This window comes from Protofrankia sp. Cas4, from assembly GCF_963555915.1.
Taxonomy (GTDB): Bacteria; Actinomycetota; Actinomycetes; order Frankiales; family Frankiaceae; genus Protofrankia.
In genome coordinates, this window is the sequence record NZ_CAUVXL010000259.1 from 1 (window position 1) to 15,569 (window position 15,569).

At 65.9% G+C, this 15,569-nt stretch carries 15 protein-coding genes and 3 pseudogenes; 10 read left to right on the forward strand and 8 right to left on the reverse strand.

Going from position 1 to position 15,569, the window contains the following annotated elements:
- On the forward strand, window positions 1-412 hold a 412-nt coding region (locus U9979_RS23305; RefSeq protein WP_322780970.1), incomplete at its 5' end, for a VOC family protein.
- Window positions 413-508: 96 nt separating this feature from the next.
- Here U9979_RS23305 and U9979_RS23310 read toward each other — a convergent pair.
- Window positions 509-631: a hypothetical protein gene (locus tag U9979_RS23310; RefSeq protein WP_322780971.1), complete on the reverse strand. Its 123-nt coding sequence runs from the start codon at window positions 629-631 to the stop codon at window positions 509-511.
- Between the two features lies 1 nt (window position 632).
- Between U9979_RS23310 and U9979_RS23315 the strand changes: the two genes are divergently transcribed.
- Complete coding sequence (locus tag U9979_RS23315; RefSeq protein WP_322780972.1) at window positions 633-809, forward strand: hypothetical protein; 177 nt, start codon at window positions 633-635, stop codon at window positions 807-809.
- Window positions 810-822: 13 nt separating this feature from the next.
- Here U9979_RS23315 and U9979_RS23320 read toward each other — a convergent pair whose 3' ends face one another.
- The 3 genes and pseudogenes from U9979_RS23320 to U9979_RS25420 all read right to left on the reverse strand — a co-directional run.
- The gene (locus U9979_RS23320) at window positions 823-1,620 is read right to left on the reverse strand and encodes a FadR/GntR family transcriptional regulator (protein ID WP_322780973.1); all 798 of its coding nucleotides are present in this window, start codon (window positions 1,618-1,620) and stop codon (window positions 823-825) included.
- A gap of 99 nt (window positions 1,621-1,719) precedes the next feature.
- Window positions 1,720-2,378 (reverse strand): annotated as a pseudogene (locus U9979_RS23325) (enoyl-CoA hydratase/isomerase family protein).
- 435 nt (window positions 2,379-2,813) lie between these two features.
- Window positions 2,814-2,912 (reverse strand): annotated as a pseudogene (locus U9979_RS25420) (enoyl-CoA hydratase); the annotation flags it as partial.
- Between the two features lie 267 nt (window positions 2,913-3,179).
- On the opposite strand from U9979_RS25420, the gene U9979_RS25425 reads away from it, so the two are divergent.
- On the forward strand, window positions 3,180-3,461 hold the full coding sequence (locus tag U9979_RS25425) for a hypothetical protein (protein ID WP_416220287.1): 282 nt from the start codon (window positions 3,180-3,182) through the stop codon (window positions 3,459-3,461).
- A gap of 58 nt (window positions 3,462-3,519) precedes the next feature.
- On the opposite strand, the gene U9979_RS23335 is transcribed toward U9979_RS25425, so the two are convergent.
- Window positions 3,520-3,873 (reverse strand): hypothetical protein, encoded by a 354-nt coding sequence (locus tag U9979_RS23335; protein WP_322780975.1) that lies wholly within the window; start codon window positions 3,871-3,873, stop codon window positions 3,520-3,522.
- Window positions 3,874-3,981: 108 nt separating this feature from the next.
- Window positions 3,982-4,845 (reverse strand): hypothetical protein, encoded by an 864-nt coding sequence (locus tag U9979_RS23340; RefSeq protein ID WP_322780976.1) that lies wholly within the window; start codon window positions 4,843-4,845, stop codon window positions 3,982-3,984.
- Between the two features lie 1,254 nt (window positions 4,846-6,099).
- On the opposite strand from U9979_RS23340, the gene U9979_RS23345 reads away from it, so the two are divergent.
- From U9979_RS23345 to U9979_RS23375, 7 genes are all read left to right on the forward strand, one after another.
- Window positions 6,100-6,819, forward strand: coding sequence for an amino acid ABC transporter ATP-binding protein (locus tag U9979_RS23345; protein WP_322768704.1), 720 nt, complete (start codon window positions 6,100-6,102; stop codon window positions 6,817-6,819).
- Window positions 6,820-6,914: 95 nt separating this feature from the next.
- Complete coding sequence (locus tag U9979_RS23350; RefSeq protein ID WP_416220288.1) at window positions 6,915-7,853, forward strand: transporter substrate-binding domain-containing protein; 939 nt, start codon at window positions 6,915-6,917, stop codon at window positions 7,851-7,853.
- A gap of 24 nt (window positions 7,854-7,877) precedes the next feature.
- Window positions 7,878-8,528 carry an amino acid ABC transporter permease gene (locus U9979_RS23355; protein WP_322755847.1) on the forward strand — a complete coding sequence of 217 codons (651 nt, stop codon included), beginning with the start codon at window positions 7,878-7,880 and terminating at the stop codon, window positions 8,526-8,528.
- Window positions 8,525-9,400, forward strand: a complete 876-nt coding sequence (locus tag U9979_RS23360; RefSeq protein ID WP_322780977.1) for an amino acid ABC transporter permease — start codon at window positions 8,525-8,527, stop codon at window positions 9,398-9,400. Before U9979_RS23355 ends, U9979_RS23360 begins: the two co-directional genes overlap by 4 nt.
- A 278-nt stretch (window positions 9,401-9,678) precedes the next feature.
- Window positions 9,679-10,098, forward strand: coding sequence for a YciI family protein (locus tag U9979_RS23365; protein ID WP_322768700.1), 420 nt, complete (start codon window positions 9,679-9,681; stop codon window positions 10,096-10,098).
- On the forward strand, window positions 10,098-11,402 hold the full coding sequence (locus tag U9979_RS23370) for an RNA polymerase sigma factor (RefSeq protein ID WP_322780981.1): 1,305 nt from the start codon (window positions 10,098-10,100) through the stop codon (window positions 11,400-11,402). Before U9979_RS23365 ends, U9979_RS23370 begins: the two co-directional genes overlap by 1 nt.
- Before the next feature lie 261 nt (window positions 11,403-11,663).
- Window positions 11,664-13,883: an NADP-dependent isocitrate dehydrogenase gene (locus U9979_RS23375; protein WP_322780978.1), complete on the forward strand. Its 2,220-nt coding sequence runs from the start codon at window positions 11,664-11,666 to the stop codon at window positions 13,881-13,883.
- Between the two features lie 124 nt (window positions 13,884-14,007).
- Here the strand turns inward: U9979_RS23375 and U9979_RS23380 are convergent, their stop codons facing one another.
- The gene (locus U9979_RS23380; RefSeq protein WP_322780979.1) at window positions 14,008-15,201 is read right to left on the reverse strand and encodes an amidohydrolase family protein; all 1,194 of its coding nucleotides are present in this window, start codon (window positions 15,199-15,201) and stop codon (window positions 14,008-14,010) included.
- A gap of 169 nt (window positions 15,202-15,370) precedes the next feature.
- Window positions 15,371-15,569: pseudogene (locus U9979_RS23385) on the reverse strand (TetR/AcrR family transcriptional regulator); the annotation flags it as partial.

The following is a 15,569-nucleotide window of genomic DNA, read 5'->3' on the forward strand; positions in this document are numbered from 1 at the left end:
GGTGTGGCAGCCTGGGGAGGTCAAGGGCGCCGAGTTGGCGAACGAGCCCGGCGCGTTCTGCTGGAACGAGTTGGACACGCGCGACCTGTCCGCGGCGAAGGCGTTCTACCCGGCGGTGTTCGGTTGGGCGGTGGACGACTCCGGGGCGCAGGGCGGCCCGATGGAGTACTACGAGTGGAAGCGTGACGGCGAGACGATCGCCGGGATGATGCCCATGCCACCGAACATCCCCGCTGAGGTCCCGTCGTTCTGGTTGACCTATTTCGCGGTTACCGACACCGACGCGGCGGTCACCGAGGCACAGGCACTCGGCGGGTCGCTCCTGATGCCGCCGATGGACATTCCAACCGGCCGGTTTGCGGTGCTCGCCGGCCCACACCGGGAGACATTCGGAATCATCAGGCTTGCCTAACCGGTACGAGTCTGTTTGAAAACTTTCGTTCGACCAGCGAGCTGCGACGCAGGCTCCCCGGCGATCGACACAGTCGATCGCCGGGGAGCGCGCCGGTCAGCCGGCCGGCGCGGTCAGCGGTGCCTCCCGATGCCGAGCGAGCATGGCGGCGATGCCTCGCTTGTCCGCCTTGCTGCTGGGCAGGAACGGGATGTCCTCCTCGGCGACGACCTTCACCACCGTGGGCACCTTGAAGGGGGAGATCGCCTTCCGCTTCGGCTCGGACTACCCCCACACCGACGGCCTGGCCGAGCCCGTCACCTTCACCGAGTCCTCGGCGAGCTTCGACCAGGACGAGATCAGCAAGATCATGCACGACAACGCCCATGGGCTGTTCAGCCCCCGCGCCGCTCGCTGAGCGCCGGGCGCTTTTACGTGTCGTGTCGGATGGCCCGGGCATCCACGCGTTCGGTGGGGTCGAGCCATTCGCTGTAGATGAGCTGGACCTCGATGTGCTCGGTCATGGCTTCCACAACCCTGCGCTCCTCGCCAGCCTCGATCAGGTCGCAGATCTCCTCATGGGACTCGAGCCTCTTCAGCTTCTCCGGCCGGCTGAGCAAGGCGCCCCGCGCGGTCTTGGCCTCGGCCCAGGACCGTTCATGGACGAGCCAGATCGATTCCAAGATCCCGGCCACGAGCGTGAGCGTCTCGTTGCCACACCGCTGCACCAACGTCTCGTGAAACGCGGCCATGGTCTCGTTGAAGGCCAGCTCATCGCCGTCGATGAGCCGGCGAGAGGCACCGTTGACCTTGCGCAGCTCGGATACTACCGTCGTCTTGCGGTCCGGGCGACGCGCGCACAACATCGCACACACCGGCTCGAGAAGGGACATGCCCTCGAACACATCGCGCAACTGCGTGTCTCGACTACGCAGCACCAGGGCCACGATGTAGGCAGCGGTCTTCGCATCGGGACGGTGGACCACGGCGCCGCCGATGCTGCCGCGTTGAACGGTGATGAGCCCCTCGGACTCCAGGACGCGCAGGGCCTCGCGCATCGAGGGCCCGCTGACGCCGAAGTCCTTGAGTAGAACATCCAGGCGTGGCAGGCGATCGCCGTCCGCCAGGTCGCCGGTGACAATGAGCTCGCGGATGCGATCCGCCACGATATCGGCGACCCGATTGACGCGGACACGGCCCTTGGCAAGGGATACCGGACGATCGCTCATGAGACCACGTCACAACGTCTGGACACTGAGCTACTTGCCCCCTGTCTCTATTAGCTGAGGCTCAGAACACCAGTCGAGCTTCAGGACACCAGCCGAGGCTCAGGACCGGGTGAAAACAGGCTTCTCCTTGGTGAGGAAAGCCTCGGCGGCGATTCGGTTGTCGTTCGTGAACTGGGTGAGGTTCTCGAAGGCGGAAGCCCGATCGATGACGGCAGCGGCGGTCACCTTGAGGCCGGCATTGATGGCGGCCTTGGTGTACTTGATAGCGTATGACGCGCCGGACGCGAGACGCTGCGCCATGGCGTCGACGAGCGCATCGAGCTGGTCGTCGGGAACGGCCTCGGTGATGAGGCCCATCTCGGCCGCTTCCCTGCCACGGATCGCGTCGCCGGTCAGCAGGTAGCGGCGGGCACGGGCGTAGCCGACCAGCTGTGGCCAGATCACCGCGCCGCCGTCGCCCGCGACCAGGCCGACAGCGACGTGCGGGTCGGCGAACACGGCGTCGGGCGTCGCGTAGACGAAGTCGCCGCACATGGCCAGGATCCAGTTGAGATCGCCGCCCCCGAGAACGCGCCGACGGCACCGGTGAGGACGACGACATCGCACGAATCGTCGATGTCGAGATCGGCGAAGATCGTCCCGAATTCCTCGTGGAGCTCGTGATGGATTGCGTTCTTCACCTCGGGACGGTTGATCGTGACCGTCGCAATCCCGCCGTCCTGCGTGACCTCGAGGTGCCGGTACCGCGAGTAGTCCATCAAACCCCTCTTTGTGTCCGTGGCCGGTGCTCGTCGCCGGGACTGAAACGGTGGTCCCCGTCAGGTCCGCCAACCACGGGTTCGCCGGTAAGCAGCCCTAGATCTTTAAATTGTTACTATACTATAGCATTATCAGCGAGATGGCCCGGCGCGGGAAGCGAACGCACATGGAGCTCGAGGGCGCCACCAAGGCCGATGGCTGATCTGCCGGCCTTCGCTCTCGTCACGTTGGGCCCGAAGGACGAGCCACGCCCACCACAGCCACTACTTCGTGGTCCTCTGCTGAAAGACACCGGCCGGCGACGACAGGCACGGCGGCCTGAGCCAACTCATCGTCGACATGTCCTCGCCCGGCGTCGCCGTCAACATCGAGCGGCTCCGCTGCGCGCCCCCGTGCTCGCGGGCGCCCGGTCGCCGACGTGGCGGCGCTCGCCGAATTTTCCGCAGGTTCCGCCACCGTCGCCTGTAGTCGAAGAAGTAGTGCCATTCCTGCAGCATCTGCCGCTCCGCGCCGACACGGGTGCCACCGTTGATCTCACCGTCTCGCCGTAATGGATCTTCCGACGGGCGGTTCCCGGATCGAACGCCGGAACGGCAACGACCCGGGGTCGGTGCTCCAACACCCACCCCGGGTCTTGATCCTCAACCCTGCATGCACAGGAGTCAGACCTACATCCGCCAATAGCGCTGCCGAAGATCGTCAACGGATTCTCGACTTGATCGATATCGGGTCCGGGACCATGCTTCGCGTGGCCGTAGACCTCAACGTCGGTCGAGTCGCAGTCCAGCGTCGGGCGGTGGGTGACGAGCTCGGCGCGCCGCTGCGCCGGCAGGAAGCCCATCATCTGCCTGGCGATCCAGGCGATCCAGGCGATCCAGGCGATCCAGGCGATCCCGGCGATCCCGGCCAGGCCGGTCTCGATCCCGGCGAGCTGGCTGGGCCCGAACCGTTCCGCGAGCCGGGCCGCGGTCCGGGACGGGGCGAACGGCACCGGCGCGAGCCGCGCCCCCGCCGCTCTTCAGGGTCTTACCGCGCCTGCGGGCCAGATGACGGTGACTGGGATGCTCTTGGCGTGCGCATAGTCGATCACATCGGCTGTCCCGCCGGGTCCTCGGCTTGGTTGTCCGTCCCATACTGCGATCAGTTGATCAACCTTGTCAGTAGGCGGCTGGCCTGCATATGGGCCTTGGAGCTCGACTCGTGGAAGGCCAGGCGGTAGATCTCGTTTGCCTGGTTGTAGAGCTGGTCGTATGCGGAATGGTGTTCAGCCGGGAGGTTATCGCGGTAAGTGGTGGCGGGAACGATCACAATCAGTCGGCCACCCATCTCCGAGACGACTTCGGCGAATATGGTGTCCGCGCCGTCTGCGAGGCACGTGATTCCGGTAAGGTCGGAGGCGTTTTGTGTTTGGAGGGTTACACGAATCTCTCGACGTATGTATCCTTCGATCATCGGAGTGAGCGCACGATGCCCTGTAATGCCGACGTTGATCACAGTGGAAGGCGCCTTTCAGATGTCGAGCGGGTCCAAGGTTCGGAGTCTCGCGTCAAGCCGCTGAACTGATTCGATGCGAAGCTTAACGGGAAGTGCGTGGCGTGTCTTCTACGCTGCGCGGATGACCCTCTGAGATGTTTTCATCGATGCAGCATCGAGCGCGGTGAGGGCAACGGTCGCGCTTTGGTCATAGTCTCGGTTCATCGCATGAGCGTCTGTTTTTGCCAGGAGATTAAGCGCATGCTGGGCGCTGTGGGCCTGCGCTTTTGTGGCGAGCGACGCACTACTCAGAGCCGCTGTTGGATTGTGAAGATCCACGGCGGCTATAAGCCGGTATCCTGCTAGTTTTTCGCCGTCAAAACGCATGATCCACGGCCATGGCGGATTATCATCCACTCGGATGCGAGCCGTGGCCTCATGGGCCATATCAAGATATCGCCATGTCTCGTCTGGTTGCTGCGCGGAAGCGTACGCGGCGGCAGAGGTGGAGTACAGCCAAGCTTTGATGGTGTCGTGTGTGCGGGCTGGGAGGGATTCACGTGCCTGATGAATCAGGTCCACGGCACGATGGGAATTGCCGGATTTCGTGGTGAACACGGCGGTACTGCCTAGCATGTAGGCCGTCAGGGTGGGATGCCGTGACTGGCGTGCCATGCGGACGGCGGCATGGTAGTACCGCTGAGCAGAACCGATCTCCCACATGTCCCACGCAAGCCAGGCAAGGAACCCGTATCCCTCGCTCAACCCCTCGGCGGCGAGCCGCTGTGCTGCTGGCTCTTGGGCGTCTTCTCCTACGGCGCGGAGTAAACGCAAATGCTCGACTACGATTCCGGCGAGCCCGCGAGCGGGCATCGACCCCTCACGGCGACGCTGCGCTGTGATCACCGAACGGAGCACAGAGATCTTGGCGGCCGGATCGGCGTCAAGTGCGGACAGGTAGGACTCAAGGTGTGTGAGCGCGGTGAGGGTCACCGCCCCTTGGGTGAGTAGGTCTCTACGTAACATGGCCGACCACTCGTCCAATAGTGCGAGATCGGCGGGGAGGCTCCCCGCCGGTGTGGTCGTCAAACGTAGCTGTGAGTCTGCACCTTCAGCTAACGGGTAGCCGCTCGGGGGGACGGTACCGGGAGCGATGAGGGCCGCTGAGGGGATGGTTTCGTCGGCTCGACGTGAGTGAGGGCGGCGTGGTCGACGGAAACCGAGCTCAGCATCGGACGATACCCGGAGTATGGCACGGAATGCCGTACGGTAGTTGTCCTGTGGCCATCGGATGATCCCTCGTTCGAGCTTGCCGATGTAATGATCGTCGACCATGACCGTACGACCTGTCGCTGAGAACACAGCAGCATTCACGAGCTCGGCGAGTTCCCGACGTGACAGGGACTCGCCGGGGGCATGCGGTGACTCGATCCGTTCCCTGGCGCTTCGCAGTTGGTGATTCGGCTGGGTCACCTACGACGCCCCCTTTGTCCCGTGCATGCGTTGATCGTCTCATAGAGAATCGGATCGCGTACGCGGTGGCGTGCCGTCGGGCTGATTGCAGACCTCAATGGGATCCGTCATATTATTGCCCAGGTCTGGCAGAAGGCCATCCCTTTCAGCGTCACTCGGCGCTGGTCGGACTGGCGTCGACACCACCAAGAGCGGGCGAGTTATTACCACTTTCGCCGGCGGATAGGCGCCGCTCGAGCATCCGCCACCCGAACACGAACTCATCGACTTCAGCCGTACCCACATCGCCAGCTTCAAGAAACCCAAACAGATCATCTACCTCGACGCCCTGCCCAAAAACGCCTACGGCAAAGTACTGCGGCGCGAGGCACGCAAACTCGTGCTGCCGACGGACCTGCGCCCGGAGGTCTCCGCCCGGCAGGAGGCAAGCGCGCCGTAGCCGGGTCTGGTCGGATGTCCGCGCTGACGCTCCTTGCTGATCTCGGCGTACCGGCCACCGGTAGCATGTCGCACATCGGACGCGATCCAAGAGGATCCCAGCGGCGCCCGGGGCCATCCGAACGTCCGGATCCGAAGCTATCGGACCCACAGAGCCAGCCCGTGGCACCAGAGTATGTCAATATGCTTTCCGCGCGTTCGCCGGCGTCCACTTCCGGACAGGCCCGGATTCCGGACTCCCCTACCGGTCGGTGACCTGTACCTGCTACCGTTCCGCTCAATCTGACCGAAGGGTTGACCGTGACGGAGGACGCTCGGGGTGAACCGCTGATCATCATGGCGGGCGTCGAGAAATCGTTTGGTGGTTTCCGTGCACTCCACGAGATCAACCTCACTGTGCACAGCGGTGAGGTGGTCGTCGTCATCGGCCCTTCGGGATCGGGTAAGTCGACACTGTGCAGGTGTATCAACCGCCTGGAGACCGTGGACGCCGGTCAGATCATGATTGGCGGGGAGCGACTGCCCGACGAGGGGCGTGCCCTCGCGCGGTTACGCGCCGAAGTGGGCATGGTCTTCCAGTCGTTCAACCTGTTTGCGCACAAGACCGCGCTGGAGAACGTCACTCTCGGGCCGATCAAGGTCAAGAGAATCCCGCGGGAAGCGGCCGAGCGTCAGGGCCGGGAACTACTCGACCGGGTGGGCATCGGGGAAAAGGCAGACAGCTACCCTGCTCATCTTTCTGGCGGGCAACAGCAACGCGTCGCGATTGCCCGGGCGCTTGCCATGGACCCGAAGGTGATCCTGTTCGACGAGCCCACCTCGGCCCTCGATCCGGAGTACATCGCCGAGGTGCTCGACGTCATGACGGAGCTCGCCGGCGACGGCATGACCATGGTTGTGGTCACCCACGAGATGGGGTTCGCCCGGCGCGCCGCACACCGTATCGTATTCATGGCTGACGGTCGAATCCTTGAGGAAGGGACGCCGGAAAGCTTTTTCGACAACCCACGGACACCGAGGGCCCGTGATTTCCTGGCCCGTGTCCTCCCGCACTGATAGCGTGCCCCGCTATCCGGCGGCCCACCGGGCTGTTCAACCGGGTTGCCGCACCGCCAGCTTTCACGGCCGACACATCCATTGAGAGGACAAACATGCGGATTCCACAGCCACCGGTCCGGCGCCGTCTGCTCCCGGCGCGCTCCATGCGACGGCGATGGTTCGCGGCGACCGTGCTCGCCTGTGCGGTCACGCTCGCCGTCGCCGGCTGCGGAGGCGACTCGACCGCCTCGACCGACAAGACGGTCGGCGCCGGGAGCTCACCCACCTTCGCCGCCGGCACGACGATGGCGAGGCTCGCCGCTGCGGGGAAGGTCACCGTCGGCACCAAGTTCGACCAGCCGTTGTTCGGGCTGAAAGGGCTTGATGGCAAGGTCGCCGGATTCGACGTCGAAATCGCGAAGATCATATCCGCCGGTATGGGGATCAACGAGAGTGGCATCACCTTCGTCGAGACGCCGTCGTCCCAGCGTGAGGGAGCGATCCAGCAGGGCAAGGTCGACTTCGTCGTCGCCACCTACACGATCAATGACAAACGCAAGCAGCTCGTCAGCTTCGCCGGGCCCTACTACCAGGCCGGCCAGGACATCATGGTGAAGAAGGACAACACCACCATCACCGGGCCGGAGTCGTTGCGTCCCGCGAACGCGAAGGTCTGCTCCGTCTCCGGGTCGACTCCGGCTGAGAAGATCAAACAATACGTCGACGCGTCCAACATCGTGCTCTTCGACGTCTACTCCAAGTGTGCGGATGCCTTGCGCACCGGCCAGGTCGATGCCGTCACCACCGACAACGTCGTCCTGTTGGGCCTTGCCGACGCCAGCGGCGGTGCCTTCAAGCTGGTCGACAAGCCCTTCACCACCGAGCCCTACGGCATCGGTATCAAAAAGGGTGACATCGCCTTCTGCCAGTTCATTCACGAGCAGCTGACCGCGGCGTCGGCGGACGGGCGCTACGCCAAGGCCTGGCAGTCCACGGCGGGTAAGGTCACCGGGACCACACCGACCCTCCCCACACTCGCCACCTGTTCCTGAGCTAAGATCACCACGGGAGCCGCCATGGGTGTCATCACCGACAACGTGGGCCTGTACGCCCACGGCCTGCTGGGAACATTGAAGATCTGCGGCTTGGCGGCTGTGGGGGCGTTGCTGCTCGGGATCGTGCTGGCGGTGTTCCGGGTGTCGCCCGTGGCACCCCTGCGAGCCACCGGCACCGCGTACGTCACGCTGGTCCGTAACTGTCCATTGACGATTGTTCTGTTCTTCTTTGCGTTCGGCCTCCCCGAGGTGGGCATCAACGGTGCCTATTTGGTTTTCGGTGTCGCCGGGCTCGCTGTTTATACCGCTGCGTTCGTGTGCGAGGCGCTACGCAGCGGTATTGGCGCGGTCGACGCAGGCCAGGCCGAGGCCGCGCGCGCGATAGGTCTCACCTTCGGTCAGTCGCTACGACTGATCGTGCTGCCGCAGGCTGTGCGGGCGGTGATTCCGCCGCTGGGCAGCGTCGCGATCGCAATGATCAAAAATTCGGCGATCCTCGGCGCCTTCGGGGTCGGCGGCGAACTTTACAGTGTGGCGAACACGCTGAACAGCGCCCGGGGTGAACCGGCACTGCCGGTCTACACCGGCGTGGTGATCGGTTATCTGATCATCATTATTCCCGCAGGTCTGCTCCTGGGGGTACTGGAGAAGCGTATGACGGTCGCCCGGTGAGCGGAGGCCATCTCTACGATGCGCCGGGCCCCCGCGGGCGACGGCGGATCCGTATCGCCACGGTGGTGGCGGGCCTGGCCCTGGTCGGCATCGCGGCGCTCGTCGTACGGCGGCTCGCCGCGAACGGCCAGTTCGCCGCTGCGAAGTGGAGCCCGCTGTTCGACCCGAACGACGCGAACTTCGCCGACCTGTGGCGCCTGTTCGGCGGCGGTCTCCTGCACACCCTGACGGCCGCCGCCCTGGCGATGTCGTTGTCGCTGCCGTTCGGGGTTCTCATCGCGGCGACGAGGATCTCGACATCCCGATGGTACCGCGGGATAATCGTCGGTACGGTTGAGATCCTGCGCGCCGTCCCGGTGGTTATCGCAATCTTTTTCGCGTATCAGGTTCTCCCCACGTATGGGCTCAAGCTGCCGCTGTTGTGGTACATCGTCATCGGTCTCACAGCCTACAACTCGGTGGTCATCTCCGAGATCGTCCGGGCGGGTATCCTCGCGGTACCGAAAGGTCAGTCCGACGCCGCCGCCGCGCTGGGTCTCACTCGCGCCCAGTCCATGCGGTTCATCCTGTTGCCCCAGGCGTTCCGATCGATGCTGCCAGCATTGATCAGCCAGCTCGTCGTGATCCTCAAAGACACGTCTCTCGGCGCGTTCATCGCCTACGAGGAGCTGCTGCGCCGCGGTCTGATCGCCATTCAGACACTGCACAACCCGATTCAGACATATCTGGTGATCGCCGCTATCTTCATCGGCATCAACTATCTCGCGAGCCGTCTGGCGATCTACGCGGAAGCGCGCCTGTCAACCCGGCGATCGGTGCCGCCCTCCGAAGATCGTCAGATCAACAGTTCGGTGCCGGCAACAGTCCCGTGACGGCAGTCATCCCGTCGACGGAAATGCACAGAGACAATGGTGGGTGCTCTGGACGACTGTGCCGCGCTGCCCGGCCCCGGCCCCGGCCTCACGCTGGTCAGTTCGACGGCGGCACCGGAGTTCCGTGGGCCGCGATCTCGCGGTCCAGCTGCGCGGGTCCGACTATGACCAGTGCCCTGGCTGGCCTGGGTCCGTCTGACGTGTCGATTCGCGGCTGTCCCGTTCGACCTGGGAGTGACAGGGTCGAGAGGCGACCGGCGAGATCAAGGAGATCGACGATGCCGAAGTACATGCTGATCATGCGAGGCACGGACGAATCCGTCGCGAAGATGATGGAGACGCCCTTCGAGCAGAGGCTCGAGACGGTGGGTCGTTTCAGCGAGGAGATGATCCGGGCTGGCGTGCTCGTCGCCGCCGAGGGCCTGGACGACCCGACCCAGGGCGTGGTGGTCGACTTCAGCGGCGAGACGCCGGTGGTCACCGACGGTCCGTACGGCGAGACGAAGGAGCTGTTCGGCGGTTTCTACGTGATCGACGTGGCCTCGAAGGAGGAGGCGGTCGAGTGGGCCAAGCGACTGCCGGCGGCTGCCGGCACGAAGTGCGAGATCCGCCGCGTGCCGAGCATCGAGGAGTTCCCGCAGGACAATGAGTGGATCATCAAGGAGCGGGCGTGGCGCGAGCGGACCGGCCAGCTCTGATGCCCGCGGCCACCGGCGGCCCGCCGAGCACCGAGTCGGCGCGGCGGGCCGTCGAGGCCGTCTGGCGGATCTCCTCCGCACGGATCGTCGGTGCGCTGGCCCGCTACACCGGGGACTTCGCGCTCGCCGAGGACGTCGCGCAGGCGGCGGTGGCGGAGGCGCTCGTCACCTGGTCGCGAGACGGTGCGCCGGCGAACCCGGTGGGCTGGCTGCTGTCGACCGCGCGGCGGCGCGCCATCGACAGCTTCCGCCGCCGGTCGGCACTCGACGAGCGCTACGCCATGCTCGCCGGCCAGCTCGCCGAGGGTGAGGTGAGCTCGGGCGCGGTGGCCCCGCGGGACCGGTCGGATGACCTGCCGTGGGATCCCGACCGGGTCGAGGACGACGTCCTCGCGCTGATGTTCGTGGCCTGTCATCCGGTGCTCTCGTCCGAGGCCCGGGTGGCCCTGACGCTGCGCACGGTCGGCGGCCTGGCGAGCGAGGAGATCGCCCGGGCGTTCCTCGTGCCCGTGCCGACGGTCCAGGCACGGATCACGCGGGCGAAGAAGACGATCGCCGCGGCGGGAGTGCCGTTCGAGCTGCCGCCGTCCGAGGAACGGCGCCACCGGCTCGGTGGTGTCCTGAGCGTGCTGTACGTGATTTTCGCGGAGGGCTCGACGGCGACGACCGGTGACCGCCTGCTGCGTCCCGATCTCGCGTACGAGGCGATCCGGCTGGCCCGGATGCTGGCCGCATTGTTGCCCGACGAGCCGGAGGTGTGCGGGCTGCTCGCCCTGTTCGAGCTCACGGCCGCGCGTTTTCCCGCGCGCACCGGGCCCGATGGCGAGGCCGTGCTCCTGGAGGATCAGGACCGGCGCCGGTGGGACCGGTCGGCGATCCGTCGCGGTCTGGCCGCGATCGGCCGGGCCTCGGCGCTCGGGCGTGGCCTGGGACCGTACGGGCTGCAGGCAGCGATCGCCGCCTGCCACGCGTCGGCGTCCTCGGTGTCGGAGACCGACTGGGAGCGTGTCGTGCTCCTCTATGAGGCGCTCGGCCGCGTGGCTCGGTCACCCGTCGTCGAGCTCAACCGGGCCGTCGCCGTCGCGATGGCGAATGGACCACAGCAGGCGCTGTCTATCGTGGATGAGCTGGTCGCCTCGGACCGCCTGTCGAGGTCGTACCTGCTCCCGAGCGTGCGCGGTGAGCTGCTCGTCCGACTCGGCCGGACCGCGGAGGCACGGGCCGAGCTGGAGCTCGCCGCCCGACTGTGCTGCAACGTCCGCGAGCGGTCGGTGCTGCTGCGCAAGGCGGCTGCGTTGGCGTGATATCGGTCCGCCTCCCGCAGAACTGATCTGAACGGTATGGATCTCCAGAACCCTGATGTGGGCGGTGGTGGGCTCGCCGAAGCCGTCCGCATGAGAGGGTCGAATGCGCCTGACCCTCAGTCTGGTGCGGTGTTCCACCGCAGCTGCCAGCCGGGCGGTCGATGACGATGAGCGCACACCCGCCGTCGTGATCAAAGCAAGGGTGGGATGATCAGGATATACCTTGAGATTGAGGCAAAGTATACGTGAAGCGGAGTATCGGTGACTGATTCGACCATCATCTACACCCACACTGACGAGGCCCCGGCCCTGGCGACGTACGCGTTCCTGCCAGTGGTCCAGGCATACGCCCGAGCGGCCGGTGTCAGTGTCGAAAGCCGTGACATCTCCCTGGCGGGGCGGATCATCGCCAGTTTCCCCGAGTATCTCGGGGAGGCTCAGCGCATCCCTGACGCGCTCACCGAGCTCGGTGAACTGGCCAGGACGCCCGGGGCGAACATCATCAAGCTGCCGAACGTCTCGGCGTCGCTTCCGCAGCTGAAGGCGGCGATCGCCGAGCTGCAGCAGCATGGCTACGCGTTGCCGGACTACCCTGACGACCCGAAGACCGACGATGATCGGGCCATCCGCGTCCGTTACGACACGGTCAAGGGCAGTGCGGTCAATCCGGTGCTACGCGAGGGCAACTCCGATCGCCGTGCCCCTGCGTCGGTGAAAAACTACGCCAGGACCCACCCGCACCGGATGGGCGCGTGGCGGTCCGACTCGAAGACGAACGTCGCCACCATGGTTGCCGACGATTTCCGCTCCACCGAGCGGTCCGTGGTCATCACCCGGGACGGCTCGGTGCGCATCGAACTGGCGGGTGACGACGGTGCCACCACCGTCCTGCGTGCGTCCGTGCCGGTGCTGGCGGGCGAGGTCGTGGACGCGTCGGTGATGCGCGTGGCCGCGCTGTATGAGTTCCTTGCGGCACAGATCGCCCGGGCCAAGGCCGAGGGCGTACTGTTCTCGGTGCACCTGAAGGCGACGATGATGAAGGTCTCCGACCCGATCATCTTCGGTCACGTGGTGCGGGCCTTCTTCCCGGCGACGTTCGCCGCGTACGGTGCGACGCTCGCCGCCGCAGGCCTGAGCCCGAACGACGGGCTCGGCGCCATCCTCAAGGGCCTGGAACAGCTGCCCGAAGGCGCGGAGATCAAGGCCTCCTTCTCCGCCGAGCTGACTGCCGGGCCCGCCCTGGCGATGGTCGACTCCGACCGCGGCATCACCAACCTGCACGTGCCCAGCGATGTCATCGTCGACGCCTCCATGCCGGCCATGATCCGCACCTCTGGTCGCATGTGGGGGCCGGACGGCCAGGAGGCGGACACCCTCGCGGTTCTCCCCGACAGCAGCTACGCCGGCATCTACCAGGTCGTCCTCGACGACTGTCGGGCGAACGGGGCCTTCGACCCCGCGACGATGGGCTCGGTGTCCAACGTCGGTCTGATGGCGCAGCAGGCCGAGGAGTACGGCAGCCACGACAAGACCTTCGAGATCCCCACCACGGGCACGGTGCGGGTCGTCGACGAGGCCGGCGACGTGGTTGTGGAGCAGGTGGTCGCCGCCGGCGACATCTTCCGCGTATGCCAGGCCAAGGATGCACCGATCAGGGACTGGGTGAAGCTCGCGGTCACCCGCGCCCGCGCCACCGGCGACCCGGCGGTGTTCTGGCTGGACGAGAACCGCGCGCACGACGCGAAGGTGATCGAGAAAGTCAGGGCATACCTGCCCGAACACGACATCCGGGGACTGCAGATCGAGGTCATGGCGCCGGTCGACGCGATCGCGTTCTCGCTGGAGCGGATCCGCCGCGGCGAGAACACGATCTCGGTTACCGGCAACGTACTGCGTGACTACCTGACCGACCTGTTCCCGATCCTGGAGCTCGGTACGAGCGCCAAGATGCTCTCGGTCGTCCCGCTCATGAACGGCGGCGGCCTGTTCGAGACCGGGGCCGGCGGCTCCGCACCCAAGCACGTCCAGCAGCTCCTCAAGGAGAACTACCTGCGCTGGGACAGCCTGGGCGAGTTCCTCGCGCTGGCGGTCAGCTTCGAGCATCTCGCCCAGACGACGGGTAACGCACGCGCTCAGGTGCTCGCCGACACCCTCGACCGCGCGACTGCCACCTTCCTCAACGAGGACAAGTCGCCCAGCCGCCGCCTGGGCGGCCTCGACAACCGCGGCAGTCACTTCTACCTGGCGTTCTACTGGGCGCAGGAGCTGGCCACGCAGACCGACGACGCCGATCTCGCGGCGGCGTTCGCAGGCCTGGCCAAGACGCTCGCCGAGCAGGAGCAGACCATCGTCGACGAGCTGATCGCGGTCCAGGGCTCGCCGACCGACATCGGAGGTTACTACCAGCCCGACGCCTCCATGGCCGCGGCTGTCATGCGTCCGTCGACGAGCTTCAACGAGGCCCTTGCGGCTCTCGCCTGAGGAGTGAAGCGGCTTCCCGTTTCGGTGGGCAGTGAACCTCAGGTCCGCTGCCCGCAGAAACGGGATCGCTCCAGAGCTGGGCGAACGGCCGGGCGGCCGTTCGCCCAGCCGTTCACGCGGACGTTCACCCCGCCGCGGCCCGGCCCACAAAGGCCATGCCACGATCCCGGCAGACCGCCCGCTGCTCCTTCGCCGGCAGGAAGTCCACCAGTTTCGGCATCTGCGACGGGTCAGCCATGCCCTCCCCGTGCGGATAGTCCGAACCCATCACCAGGCAATCCGATCCCACCGCGCCGGCGATCTCGGCGATGTCGTCCTCCGGGTAGGGGACCACCAGGATGTGCGCACGCACGATCTCGGTCGGCCTGCAGGGTAGGGGACCGCCTATCCACGGGCCGTTGCGTCCCATGCCGCGCATCTTGTCGATGCGCCCCATGAAGTACGGCAACCAGCCTGCACCGTGCTCGACGGATATGACCTTGAGCTGCGGAAATCGACCGAACAGGTTGTCGTAGACGAGCGCGGACAGAGTATCCATGATCGCCCGGTCGCCATACAGGTTCATCCACTGCCAGGCGGACTGATCATACGGGCGCGGATTGGAGTCCTGGCCCCAATGCACGGCTTCACGCTCGTTGTAGCCGCAATCGGTGATGTGATAGGCGACGCCCACGGCCGCTTCGTTGAGCCGTGCCCAGATCGGGTCGAAATACGGGTCTGCGGGCGAGCGGCCGTAGGCCGGTCCGGTGCGCAACATCACGACTCGGGCGCCGCGTTCCAGCACCCATTCGGTTTGGCGAACCGCCTCGTCCAGGTCCCGGAACGAGATCGCCGGCGGGCAGAACAGCCGGCCGCCGTTCGCGAACCCCCAGGTTTCGAACAGCCACCGGTTGAAGGCGTTGAGGTTGGCGTACAGGACATCGGTGCGCCGGCAGAACGACTCGGCGAACAGCGCCAGCCCGGGAAAGACAAGCGCAGCCTCGACACCCTGGCGATCGAGGTCGGCCAGCCGGGCCTGCGGCTGCAGGTACTCAGGCCGGGGCTTCTGGTAGAAGCGCTCGTCGTCGGCGATCCCGGTCTTCATCGCGCGCAGCTTCTCGGCGAGCGTCCCCGGGACGTGCACCTGCTCGTACAGGTTGCCGTCGGTGAACGTCACAATCCGATCACCAGCCACGATCAGTTCGGTACCGGCGGCGTCGCGGACCGGTCGCAACGCCTCCGCACGAAATGCGGGGTCGATGTAGTCGGCGAACGCGTCACGCGGTTCGTACAGGTGCGAGTCCGCGTCGAACAGGGGGTAATCGACGACCGGTGTCATGGTCTTCTCCTTTGCCGCTTCCCGCGGCCGCGGACGGCGGCCGTCGCTCAGGTCCGTCAGACCGCAGCCGCGCCCTGGTACCGGCTGACCTCGGGCCTGCCATCAGTGACCCGGGGGACTTCGGCCCCCGGCGATGCGACAGAACCACGATCGCATCGCCTTTGGCCCACTAGCCGATCGGCGCCCGAGCGAGCCCGCGCAGGATGAAAGTGCGGTACCAGTCCCCGATGTCGGCGAATGACAGCCGACCCTCGGGTCTATACCACAGGTGGGTGTAGTTCATCAACTGCATAATGCTGTTGGCCGCGACCGCGGGGTCGACGGCCGGGTCGAAGGCGCCTTCGTCGACACCCTGACCGATGATGTCG

Excerpts from the sequence above, each read along its gene's own strand:
- U9979_RS23355 (WP_322755847.1), top strand. The coding sequence starts at position 7,878 with ATGGGTGTCATCACCGACAACGTGGGCCTGTACGCCCACGGCCTGCTG.
- U9979_RS23380 (WP_322780979.1), bottom strand. The coding sequence starts at position 15,201 with ATGACACCGGTCGTCGATTACCCCCTGTTCGACGCGGACTCGCACCTG.
- U9979_RS23350 (WP_416220288.1), top strand. The coding sequence starts at position 6,915 with ATGCGGATTCCACAGCCACCGGTCCGGCGCCGTCTGCTCCCGGCGCGC.
- U9979_RS23370 (WP_322780981.1), top strand. The coding sequence starts at position 10,098 with ATGCCCGCGGCCACCGGCGGCCCGCCGAGCACCGAGTCGGCGCGGCGG.
- U9979_RS23345 (WP_322768704.1), top strand. The coding sequence starts at position 6,100 with ATGGCGGGCGTCGAGAAATCGTTTGGTGGTTTCCGTGCACTCCACGAG.
- U9979_RS23320 (WP_322780973.1), bottom strand. The coding sequence starts at position 1,620 with ATGAGCGATCGTCCGGTATCCCTTGCCAAGGGCCGTGTCCGCGTCAAT.
- U9979_RS23365 (WP_322768700.1), top strand. The coding sequence starts at position 9,679 with ATGCCGAAGTACATGCTGATCATGCGAGGCACGGACGAATCCGTCGCG.